Raw genomic sequence first — 11,936 nt, 5'->3', positions numbered from 1 at the left:
TGAGGATGCTGGAGTGTTAGTTTTGAGCACAACTATTTCACATGCAAGGTACAGGTATAGAAAAACCCGGCGATAGCCGGGTTGTGGGAGGTGACTGTGTAAGTGCGAATTAGCACATCTTTAACGTTAGGGAAGATTTATCACAATGGTACCGCTGCCGCTTTTGTCTCCCGCAGTAGGATTGGTCGCTTTAAGCGTGGAAGCCACTCTATGGCTTGAAGTGCCGCTGGGGAGTGAAATCCCTCCAGAGCTTCGGCCATCAAATGTAAGGGTTGATGTCACGCCACCACCTAAGTTGATAGTGCCCCCCAAACTGCTGATCGTGGCTGAAGTCGCGCGGTTGCAGTACACGTTGATGTTGACGCCGTCCTGTTTCCCATTGACCTGTCCAGCCTGCAGTGTGCCGTGGTCTATGTTGGGAGAACCTGAGAAGGAGCAACTGGTTGGGACGGGGGGAACAGATACAGTCCGGCATGAAGTACCGGGTTGATTTCGATATTGTGCGCCTGCGTTATTTGTTGCCCCGCCAACACATACAGAATAAGGTCCTGGCCCAAATACGGAAAACGAAGAATTAAATGAACCGTTAGCAGGATAGTTATTTTGAAAGACAATATTCGCATTTGACCATGTGTCGGTCGGGGGGGTACCGCCACTTCCACCACTAAGCACTATTCGAGCAGGTCTTTCAACCGCACCTGTCGCATTTAATACCCAAATACCAAATTGACAATAACGCGTTGCACATCCGATTGAAGCCGTAGAGTTGCTGCCAGAAGAGCTATAACTAATCTCTAAGGTATTGGTCCCCGCAGGAACATTCGCTCGTGTGATGGTGATGACTGCATTCGCGGTGCTTGATAGGAGTAAAAAAATAAAGGTGGTAAGTAAATATAGTGATTTCATGTTATTCCTGGTGAAAGGATTTATTTGAAGGAAGAATGTGAATGGGTGATCTTGAGTTTTCTTACTGTGATAATCTCAAACTATTATTATCTATTTTAATTGTTAACTTGATTTATATAAGTCAGTTTGGGATAGGTTTGTAGTAATGTTCAACTGCTAACCATGTAATAAATCCCTTACGAATAAATTACATATACTCTTCAGGGTTGATTTTATATTAATTAACGAGGGCCGATGTTTAGCTGACATGGGATGGGGGGGCGGATTATTTTTATTGTACTGGACATGAAACGAGCGTTTACGCCTTTAACTCAGACGCAAAAGCATCAACACCTTACTTCTTATTCACAGCCATCGACTCGCGTACCTTCTTCACCTCTTTTGCCGAAACCGCCGGCGCATTATTGCTCCAGCCGCTGCGCACAAACGTAGCCAGTTGCGCACGGCATCGGCAAACTCCTGCTCGGTGTATTCACCAATACCCGCTTTAGAGTTTGGGGAGATATTGGTGGAGTACATCACCCCCATCGGGCTGGCAATCGCCAGACCCCCGCCTAAGTCTTTCCCACCGTCTGTCTTCCAGACGGTAGCGGCGATATCAGGCTATCAATATGGCGCGAATATCATTCACATTGGTGAGCGTCGGGCCCGTGATCACTAAATCCCCGGTGGAGTGAAAATAGCTGTAGCTGTCATGGGCATCCAGGTAGGCCGAGGCACTTAGGCCGTTGAGCTTGCCGCGCGCCAGCGTATCAGGGAACACCATTGCACCCGCCGCATCTTCGGTGCCATCGATACCATCGGTATCACCCGCCACCGCCCAGATGCCACTTTCACCCTGCAATGCGCAGGCCAGGCTGAGCAGAAACTCGGTATTGCGTCCGCCTTTGCCCGCCCGCCCGTTTGCCACAGTGACCGTGGTTTCACCGCCGGAAAGCAGTACAGCGGGCCCGACAACGGGATGACCGTACTGTTTTACCGATCGGGCAATACCGGCCATCACTACCGCCACTTCACGGCTTTCCCCTTCAATGGCATCGCCGAGAATCAAGGGTGTCAGTCCATGCGCGCGGGCGGTCAAGGCTGCTGCCTGCAACGCGAGCGCAGGTGCCGCAATCAGCCTGACCTCACTGTTTGCGGCATTTTCCACAGGGCGGGTCGGCTGGTTCAGCACCTTACGCACCGCTTCCGGCACCGCGATGCCATAGCGCTCTAACACCCTGAGCGCATCGCGTGGCGTACTCTGGTCGGCAACGGTAGGGCCAGAAGCCACATCCGTCGGGTTATCACCCGGCACATCGCTGATAATCAGTGACACGATGCGCGCCGGTTGGGCCAGCGCCGCCAGCTTGCCGCCTTTCACCGCCGAGAGATGACGGCGAACCAGATTCATCTCTTTGATGTTGGCGCCGCTGTGCAGCAGGGCGCGGGTAATCGTCTGCTTATCGGCCAGCGTTAATCCCGGTGCGGGCAGCGCCATCAGCGCCGATCCTCCACCGGAAATCAATGCCAGCACCAAATCATCTAGGGTTAACCCGCGCAGCGTCTCCACAATCAGCATCGCGGCGGTTTCGCTCATGGCATCTGAAACCGGATGTGCCGCCTCAAGAATACGGATGCGGCCCGCGGGCACGGCGTGGCCATAACGCGTTACCACCACGCCCGAGACATCCACATCTGGCCAGGCCGCATCCACCGCTGCCGCCATCGCAGCGGAGGCTTTACCGGCACCGATCACCACGCAACGTCCGCGTGGCTTTTCCGGCAGGTTGGGGGGGATCACCGGTCCGGCGCGGGCGCTGTCGACAGCGTGCTGAAAGATATCGCGCAGGATCTCTGCGGCCTGTTCATTTCTCATGATTATGCGGTCTCGGCGACGTTGGCTTTGGCTTCGATGAATTGCACGACGGCACGCGTCACGTCAGCGGTATTGGCGGTACCGCCGACATCCGGCGTCAGAATGCCCTGTTCGCACACATACTCAATGCCTTCCATGATCAGCGCAGCTGCATCAGGTTCGCCGAGGTGCTCCAGCATCTGCACCGCAGTCCAGAAGGTGGCAATCGGGTTAGCGATGCCTTTGCCGGTGATATCAAACGCCGAGCCATGAATCGGTTCGAACATGGAAGGGAAACGGCGTTGCGGATCGATATTGGCGGTCGGTGCCACACCCAGACTGCCCGCCAACGCTCCAGCCAGATCGGAAAGAATATCGGCGTGCAGGTTGGTGGCGACAATGGTATCCAGCGTCTGCGGGTGCAGCGTCATGCGGTGCGTCATCGCATCGACCAGCATTTTGTCCCACTGCACATCCGGGAACTCCAGCGCCACTTCAGCGGCAATCTCATCCCACATCACCATGCCGTGACGCTGGGCGTTAGATTTAGTCACCACGGTCAGCAGTTTGCGTGGACGTGACTGTGCAAGTTTAAAGGCATAACGCATGATGCGGGTGACACCAACGCGGGTGAAGATCGCCACTTCGGTGCCCACTTCTTCCGGCAAGCCACGGTGCGCACGACCGCCGTTACCGGAATATTCACCTTCTGAGTTCTCACGTACGATGACCCAATCCAGATCGCCGGGACCACGGTTGCGCAGCGGCGAGGTGACGCCCGGCAGAATTTTGGTTGGACGCACGTTAGCGTACTGGTCGAAGCCCTGGCAAATCGGCAGACGCAGGCCCCACAGCGTAATGTGGTCAGGCACATCCGGTGCACCAACCGCGCCGAAGTAAATCGCATCGAATTTTTTCAGCGTGTTCAGGCCATCTTCCGGCATCATCACGCCATGTTTTTTGTAGTAGTCCGAACCCCAGTCAAACGTTTGCACATCGAACTTCAACTGTGGATTTTGACGCGTCAGCGCATGCAGCACTTCCACGCCCGCTGAAATCACTTCCGGGCCGATACCGTCGGCAGGAATCGCGGCAATTTTGTAGTTACGCATAGTTACTTCTCCAATCAATGAGTATGAGGATGAGGAATCTCTGCCGTTTGCGGTTTATTCGCTTTGGCAGACAGAATCAGAACGACGAGAGCAGAGAGCGCCAGCAGTCCGGCGACGAAATACAGGCCCCAGGTGTAGCTACCGGTTTGCTGGCGGATAACACCGATCATCATCGGGCCGACAAAACCGCCGAGGTTGCCGATGGAGTTAATGGTGGCGATACCCGCTGCGGCGGCCGGGCCGCTGAGGAACAGGGTTGGCATGCTCCACAGTGGCGGTTTCGAAGCGCTGATCCCCACGGTGACCAGCGTCAGGGCGATAATCACGGCAAACAGCGTGCTGACGTTACCGGCGTATATCAGCCCGGCAGCGGCCAGTAAACAGGCACCAATCACGTGCCAGCTGCGCTCTTTGGTGCGATCCGAGTGACGTGCCCACAGGATCATGGCGATGACGCCGATCACTGCCGGGAAAGCGTTAAGGAAACCAATCTCCAGCGAGGAAGCACCAAAGCTGCGAATAATTTGCGGTGACCAGATGCCGAGGGTGTACAAGCCTGCGGACGTGCCGAAGTAGACCAGCGCTAATGCCAATACTCGTTTATCCGCCAGCCCGCGCCAGGCGCTGCTGTGGCTCTGTTTTGCCGCACGCGCCAGCTCCTCAGCCTGCATGGTGTTTTCCAGCCACGCCCGCTCTTCATCAGTCAGCCATTTGGCCTTGGCTGGACGGTCGGTGAGGAAGAACAGCACCACCACGCCAAGCAGCAATGCGGGAATGGCTTCCAGCACAAACATCCACTGCCAGCCTGCGTAGCCCAGGAAGCCATGCATCTCCAGTAAGGCAGCGGAAATCGGCGATCCCAGCGCGGTCGAGAGTGGCGCCGCAGCCATAAAAATGGCCGTGACCTGCGCCCGTTTAGCCGCCGGGAACCAGTAGCTGAGATAGAGGATGATGCCGGGGAAGAAACCGGCTTCTGCCACGCCGAGCAGGAAACGCAGGGTGTAGAAACTGGTGGTACCTTGCACAAAGGCCATGCAGCCGGAGACCAATCCCCAGGTGATCATCACGCGGGCAATCCAGATCCGCGCACCGACTTTATGCAGAATTAAATTCGACGGTACTTCGAACAGGAAATAACCGAGGAAAAAGATTCCCGCACCCAAACCAAATACCGTGGGTGAGAAACCTAAATCCTGATTCATGGTTAACGCGGCAAAACCAATGTTGACGCGATCGAGAAAGGCGATGAAGTAGAGCAGCATGATGAAGGGCACAATGCGTAACGTCACTTTACGCATCACCCTTTTTTCGAGGTGAGAGTTCATATTAAAGTGCTCCAGATTGTGTAGGGTGGTGTTATTTTTTTGTAATCGAGTTCAGTATGCAGTTTTGACTTGGCGGATCATCAAGAGTGGATTATATAAAGTATTTGAATAATCGAATGGCGAGGGAAATGTGGATATAAATCAACTGCGTTGTTTTGTGGCAGTGGGTAAAGAACTCCATTTTGGTCGGGCGGCCCAAAGAATGGAAATGATGCCTGCGTCACTTTCTCGCTTCATTCGATTACTCGAAGAGGACCTTGGCGTACGTTTGTTGAACCGTTCAACACGCAACGTTTCTTTAACGGCAGAGGGCGCGATATTTTTTGACGAAGCCAGCAAATTGATCGATCAATTTGATGCGCTGGCCCTGCGTTTTAAAGTGGGATTAAAAGATGAGCGCCGAACATTACGTATTGGCGCGATAGATAGCGCGGCGCGAGGATTAGTGCCCGCTTTGTTAAACTTATTTATCCCACTGCATCCCACCAGCGATATTCATATTATCGAAGATAAAACCATCAATCTGATTCCGAAATTAAAATCCGGCTGGTTGGATATGATTATTATTCGTGCGCCGCAGGTGATTGATGCCTCACTGGCCATGCGCTTTATTACCCGCGAAAGTTGCGTGCTGGCGGTGCCACGCAATCATCCGCTGGCAAGGAGAACGCAGGTCGCCGTGGAAGATTTTCAGCATGAAGCGATGATTATCCCTGACCGCCGTACCCGACCACACAGTCACGATCTCACCATGAGTTTGTTTAAACAGGCGGGATTAACGCCTCACATCGCGCAGTTCGCTGAAGAGAAACAGACCATTTTAAGTTTGGTTGGGGCGGGATTAGGGCTGGCAGTGGTGCCCGCATCCTATCGCACCATGAACAGCGAAAGCGTCAGCTATATTGCATTGGCCTTGCCAGAGCAAATAAAAGGTCTGCCGCTGAGTATTGCCTGGCAAAAAGGCAATGAAGATGATTATCTGCGTGAGATGCTGCGCCTGTTAAATGACAACAAGCGCGAGCTGACTGAAAAACTGTGATGAATGCTTAACTAAATTCCGATTCCGGCGGGCAGTTCTCGCGAATATAAATATTAAACGGCGTATAGCTGCCCGGACTTTTATCACTTTCCACCCGATTGAAATGCACGGCAATAATTTCCAGCGCACGGCGTGCTTCTTCATGCGGGTTCTGGTCGATAATCACATCGATGACCCCTTCACGCAGCATACGACGACGCTCGGTAGTCAGCTCATGGGTAATTAATACCATTTGCTGTTCCAGTCCAAGGGATTTAATCGCTTGAGTGATATTGGTATTACCTGCTGAAACATTATAAATGCCGCGAATATTCGGATTGTTTTGTAATGCTCTGCGCACCACTTCACCGGCACGGGTTTGATCTTCACCACTCTCCAGTGTTTCGCTGATCGCAAATAACGGGAAGCGCTCACGCAGCACTGAGCGAAACCCCATCTCGCGCTCCTCGTGCCCAATCATGTGCTGCATCCCCAACACCACCAACACCTCTCCGCCCTGACTGCCGCAAAAGCGGCCCATGAGTTCCCCGGCGGCGCGGCCCATTTGGCGGTTGTCCGGCCCCACATAAGCGATTCGCCCGCTGGTGGGAATGTCCGTAACCAGCGTCACCACCGGGGTTTTGGCGGATATCTGTCTTAGCGCCTCTGCAACGTCAGGATCGTTGGGACAGACCACAATCATCGCGTCATTCACCGAGGCAATCTGGTGAATCTGCTTGATGGTGCCCTGCGGTTTAGTCAGGTCGAGATAGTGAATAAAACAGTTAAGACGCATTTCCGACAGCGTGGCGCCGATATCGGCGAAGGCATTACGCAGGCCGCGATAAAAGGGATTCTTCGGCGACTGCATCAGTACCGCCACGCGGAGCATCGGCAAATAGCCGCGAAACAGCACGCGATCCACATTGAGCTTATTGGCCCACTCCAGCACTTTGGCTTCCCGCGCGGGTGAGACACCGCCACGTCGGTTCATCACCCGATCAACGGTACTTAAACTGACGCCTGCGGCGGCAGCTATCTGATCCAACGTGGTTTTTTTGATGTCGCTCACATTAATTATCCGTTTTGAAGGGAAACCATCATTGCGTGAATGTTTACCGCCAATTCAGCATTTGATCAACATTTATGCATCAATTAATTTCAAAGGGTGATGTGCGTAGAGTTTATTTAACGATTCGATGAATTTCGCAGGCCAATAATCAGCGCAGAAACCTGTCTTTATTTAAAAGATAAAGATAAAAGCGCGGGAATTATTCAGCCAATGCCACACTTTTTATTTCAGGAGTTAAACATGACGCAATTAACAGGTATCGCGCTGCTCGGTGCAGGCCGGATGGCGAAAGTACATGCGGCAGCGATTCGCCAGGCGGGTGGGCAGATTGTGGCGGTGTACGATCCAGTTAGCGCCGCAGCAGATGCGATGGCAGCAGAAACCGGGGCGGCAGTAGCATCGAGCGCGGCGGCGGCCATCAGTCACCCTCAGGTCAGCGCCGTGGTAATTGCCACCTCGTCAGATACCCATGTGGAACTGATCATTGCGGCCGTCAATGCCGGTAAACCAGTACTGTGTGAAAAGCCGATCGCCAGCAGCCTGGCGGATGCGCGGCATTGCATTGAGATCATCGGCTGCGAGGCCGCTCAGCGGGTGTTTCTTGGCTTCAATCGCCGTTTTGACCGTGGACATGCCTCGGTGCGCCATGCGGTACAAGCCGGTGAGATTGGTCGTCTTGAGCAACTGACCATCACCAGTCGCGATCCCTTCCCGCCACCGCTGGAATACATTCCACGCTCCGGCGGCCTGTTCCGCGACATGATGATCCACGATTTCGATATGGCACGCGGCATTGTCGGCAAAGAGTTTGTCAGTATCACCGCGCACGGATCGTCGATTATCGATCCCGAAATCGGTCGCCTGGGGGATGTGGATACTGCCAGCGTGACGTTACTGGCGGAGGACGGCACACTCGTCACTATCCTCAACTCCCGCCGCTGCAGCTATGGCTTCGACCAACGCATTGAAGCCTTTGGTGCCAGCGGCATGGTGATGTCCGATAACCCGCGCCAGTCTGGCTTTACCCGCTATGCAACAGATGCGCCGGGCTGTGCCGCACCGATTCTTGAATTCTTTATGGAGCGCTACGGGCCCAGCTATGTGGAAGAGATGCGGCTGTTCCTGGAGTGTGCACAGAGCGGCAAACCGATGCCGGTCAATGCATTGGACGGACTGAAAGCCGCACTGCTCGCAGAAGCTGCCACCGAATCACTCAGACTCGGCAAAACCCTGCACCTCACTGGATTAGATCAGGAGTTCCATCATGCATAACACCGCTGGCCGACATACGAATACCATTGCCATCGTGACCGGTGGCGCACAGGGCGTGGGTTTTGCCATCGCACGTCAACTGGTACGGGAGGGTTGCACACGATTGATCCTTGCCGGACGTGATGCAGAGAAGGGCGCGCGTGCCAGTGCCGAACTGGCTGAACTGGGCGCCACGGCGCAGTTCGTCGCGCTGGACTTGCAGGATGTGGATGCGTGCCTGGCATTAACCGAGCGGGCGGTCGCTGCCTTTGGCGACGTGAACGTGCTGGTGAATGCCGCCGCACTGGGCGCACGCGGCAAACTGGTGGATACCCCAGTGGCACTCTGGGATCAGATGTTCAATACCAACGCGCGCGCACCTTTCTTTCTGATGCAAGGCTTTGTGCGCCATCGGCTGGCTCAGGGCGGCAGTGGGGCGATCGTCAATATCCTGTCGCAGTGCGCGCACTGTGGGCAATCCTATCTGGCACCCTATTCCGCCTCCAAAGGCGCGCTCGCCACGCTGACTAAAAACGTAGCCAACGCCTATCGCGGCAACCGTATTCGCTGCAATGCCATTTTGCCCGGCTGGATGGACACGCCTGGCGAGGATCTCACCCAACGAAAATATCACGGCGCGACAGATGGCTGGCTGGAACGTGCCGAGGCCTCGCAGCCGATGGGACAGCTTTGTAAGCCGCAGCAGTTGGCAAGCCTCGCCAGCTATCTGCTCAGTCAGGAAGCCGGTGTGATGACCGGTGCATTAATCGATTACGACCAGAATGTTGCCGGTGCTTATCCCGAGTAAGGATGCGCCGATTCTGCCCCCTACAAATCAATACAATAAGGTCAGATTATGCAATTGAAAAAACACCTTACCGCGCTGGCACTGCTGTGCGCGTTACCCGTGAGCGTGATGGCGAAAGATCTCAGCATTGGGGTCAGCATGGATCACTTCGACGATAACTTTCAGACCATCCTGCGCCAGGCGATGGCGAGCAAAATGAAACAGCTCGGTGATGTTCAGGGACAGTTTGAGGATGCGAAAGGGGATTCCGCACAGCAGTTGCAGCAGGTGGAATCCTTTATCGGCCAGGGCGTTGACGCCATCATCGTCACGCCTACCGATACCCAGGCAATGAAACCGATTATCGCACTGGCACAGCGATCTAACGTGCCGCTGGTATTCGTTAACCGTCGGCCAGAAACCCCGTTGAGTGATCGCATGGCCTATGTTGGATCGGATCCACGTCTGGCTGGAAAAATGCAGATGGAAGCACTGGCGAAGAAGATGGGGGATAAAGGCAACGTGATGATCCTGATGGGGAATCTGTCGGGCGAAGATACCCGCGAACGCACCAAAGGGGTAGAAGAGGTGATTGCGCAGCATCCGGGTATGAAGGTGCTGGATAAGCAATCCGCGCTGTTCTTCCGCAAAGAAGCCAATGATGTCACCACCAACTGGCTGCTTACCGGCCAGGATATCAACGCCATCGTCGCCAACAATGATGAGATGGCGATCGGTGCCATTCTGGCACTTAAGCAAGCGGGTGCGAAGAACGTGCAGGTGGCGGGCATTGACGGCACACCGGATGCGCTGCAGTTCATCAAGAGTGGTGAGATGAGTCTGACGGTGTTTCAGGATGCCAAAGGTCAGGGCGATGGTGCGGTGCAATCGGCGGTTGCGCTGGTGAAAGGCGATAAGGTGGCGAAGGATACCTTTATTCCTTATCAACTGATTACCCGGGAAAATTACAGTGAGTTTGCGCAGAATAAGGTGCGCTAAATATTAAGGTGCTGCTTCCGGTGCGCACTAATGCGCACCCTGTACGACACCAGACTGCGTTATCACCCGTCGCTTAACTGACGAGCATGACGACCACCACGCAGTTTTTCCCGCAGTGGCTAATTCACGTAACTCTCTCTATGATGGATTTTTTCCCGCGTGATTGTCGGGAACGATCAGTGACTTAGGGAAGTAACCACGCGATGACTCTGTTAAATGACCTTGATCTGCGTCAGCTGGAAGCCTTCTCGGCGGTGATTTCAGCGGGCAGCGTGACGGCGGCCGCCAAAGCGCTCAATCGCTCGCAGCCCGCCGTCTCCCGCCTGATTCAGGAGCTGGAGCAGTCGCTGGGTTATCCGCTGTTTATCCGCAACGGCCCGCGTATTCACCCCTCGGAAGAAGCACTGCAGCTGCATCAGTATGTGCAGAAAGCGCTGCTGTCACTGCAGCAGATCCGCTTACGCGCACAAGAGATTGCCCATCAGCAGCATCGTCCGCTCAGTATTGCCGCCACGCCGGCACTGGCCGCCGGATTGCTGCCCCAGGCGCTGGCGGCATTGAACCTGCAAAACAAAGTGCAGATTATCAGCGAATCGGCGGAGCAGACCGCGCATGCGGTAATCACCGCTGAAGCCGATATTGGATTATGTAGCTTGCCGCTGGAGCATCATGCGGTGGAGTTGCATTGGATTGGGCAATCACAGTGCGTGATTGCCTTGCCGGAAGAGGATGAACTGGCGGCACACAGTACGCTCTCGCTGAGCCAGCTTGCTGGACGCCGTTTGATTGCGCCATGGAGTCCGCAACGCCTGCGTGGTCGTTACGAAAAAGCGCTGAAGAAAGTCAAAGCCCCTCTGCTGGAAACCATCGAAACCAACTCCTCGGCGAATATTCTGGGCTGCGTGCGTGCCGGATTGGGCGTGGCGATCCTCGAACCGGTGACGGGCTGGGGCATGCCACTGGCCGGGGTGGCAATCCGTCCGATTCAAGAAGAGATCCCTTACTTCTTTGGCGTGATCACGCCGCAAGGTCGGCAGATTTCCAGCGCGGCCCAGGCGCTGGTGGAAGCGCTGGCAGACGTTGCGGCCGAGTTGCTGCCAGGATTTGAACGCCTGCCCGCCAGCGAACATCCGCGCATCATGCGAGTGATCAACCAGGAGTCATAGCGGCACGCAACACGGCACGGGATGTTCCTTCCTGATCGTCGCGGCACGATTTATCGTGCATTTAACAGCAGCATCATCGCTTCAACAAGCGCGATAACTCGCGCCGCTACGCATCAGAACGGCATGCAACTCGGCACGGGATGTTCCTACCTAATCGTAGCGGCATAATTTATCGTGCAATTAACAGCGGCATCATCGCTTCATCAACCGCGAAGGATTACCCGCCATTCAACGCTTATAACTTTTTCGGCATAAGATATAAGAAATCCATTGGTCAAATCCTGAGCGAAAATCTTGACTCACATTTAGGGCAAGAGGATTATGCGAAAACTTAGCTCTTACTATGCGTATTGATGATTGTTAGCTACCTATTATGCGTTTTATAGATAATAAAAAAGGTAGGGTCATCGGCGTGTTTTCATCGTTTTCGCTCGCTCTCAACGCGATCGCTGACACCAGGGAA

Annotated in this window: 10 protein-coding genes; 5 read left to right on the top strand and 5 right to left on the bottom strand. The window is 54.5% G+C overall.

Features of this window, described 5'->3' with window-relative positions; all coding sequences use genetic code 11:
- Positions 1-126 precede the first annotated feature (126 nt).
- The 4 genes from VH86_RS25610 to VH86_RS02490 all read right to left on the bottom strand — a co-directional run bounded on the left by VH86_RS25610 (position 127) and on the right by VH86_RS02490 (position 5,180).
- Complete coding sequence (locus VH86_RS25610; protein ID WP_156150546.1) at positions 127-906, bottom strand: hypothetical protein; 780 nt, start codon at positions 904-906, stop codon at positions 127-129.
- Positions 907-1,504: 598 nt separating this feature from the next.
- Complete coding sequence (locus VH86_RS02500; protein WP_045831775.1) at positions 1,505-2,764, bottom strand: glycerate kinase; 1,260 nt, start codon at positions 2,762-2,764, stop codon at positions 1,505-1,507.
- Between the two features lie 2 nt (positions 2,765-2,766).
- Positions 2,767-3,855: a tartrate dehydrogenase gene (locus VH86_RS02495; protein WP_045831774.1), complete on the bottom strand. Its 1,089-nt coding sequence runs from the start codon at positions 3,853-3,855 to the stop codon at positions 2,767-2,769.
- Positions 3,856-3,869: 14 nt separating this feature from the next.
- Positions 3,870-5,180: an MFS transporter gene (locus VH86_RS02490; protein ID WP_045831773.1), complete on the bottom strand. Its 1,311-nt coding sequence runs from the start codon at positions 5,178-5,180 to the stop codon at positions 3,870-3,872.
- 130 nt (positions 5,181-5,310) lie between these two features.
- On the opposite strand from VH86_RS02490, the gene VH86_RS02485 reads away from it, so the two are divergent.
- Positions 5,311-6,219 (top strand): LysR family transcriptional regulator, encoded by a 909-nt coding sequence (locus tag VH86_RS02485; RefSeq protein ID WP_045831772.1) that lies wholly within the window; start codon positions 5,311-5,313, stop codon positions 6,217-6,219.
- Between the two features lie 7 nt (positions 6,220-6,226).
- Here the strand turns inward: VH86_RS02485 and VH86_RS02480 are convergent, their stop codons facing one another.
- Positions 6,227-7,270, bottom strand: coding sequence for a LacI family DNA-binding transcriptional regulator (locus VH86_RS02480; protein ID WP_038644805.1), 1,044 nt, complete (start codon positions 7,268-7,270; stop codon positions 6,227-6,229).
- A 240-nt stretch (positions 7,271-7,510) separates the two neighbouring features.
- On the opposite strand from VH86_RS02480, the gene iolG reads away from it, so the two are divergent.
- The 4 genes from iolG (at position 7,511) to VH86_RS02460 (ending at position 11,473) form a co-directional block, all read left to right on the top strand.
- Positions 7,511-8,542, top strand: coding sequence for an inositol 2-dehydrogenase (gene iolG / locus VH86_RS02475; protein WP_045831771.1), 1,032 nt, complete (start codon positions 7,511-7,513; stop codon positions 8,540-8,542).
- A complete protein-coding gene (locus tag VH86_RS02470) occupies positions 8,535-9,329 on the top strand; it encodes an SDR family oxidoreductase (RefSeq protein WP_045831770.1) in 795 nt (264 codons plus the stop codon). The genes iolG and VH86_RS02470 overlap by 8 nt, the downstream gene beginning before the upstream one ends.
- Before the next feature lie 48 nt (positions 9,330-9,377).
- The gene (locus VH86_RS02465) at positions 9,378-10,307 is read left to right on the top strand and encodes a sugar ABC transporter substrate-binding protein (protein WP_045831769.1); all 930 of its coding nucleotides are present in this window, start codon (positions 9,378-9,380) and stop codon (positions 10,305-10,307) included.
- A 203-nt stretch (positions 10,308-10,510) separates the two neighbouring features.
- Entirely contained in the window at positions 10,511-11,473 is a 963-nt protein-coding gene (locus tag VH86_RS02460; RefSeq protein ID WP_045831768.1) for a LysR family transcriptional regulator, read from the top strand.
- Positions 11,474-11,936: the final 463 nt, after the last annotated feature.

It is taken from the genome of Pantoea sp. BL1 (assembly GCF_000963985.1).
Classification (GTDB): Bacteria; Pseudomonadota; Gammaproteobacteria; order Enterobacterales; family Enterobacteriaceae; genus Pantoea; species Pantoea rwandensis_B.
The sequence above is the reverse complement of the archived record's forward strand: the minus strand, read 5'-3'. Positions and strand labels throughout refer to the sequence as shown.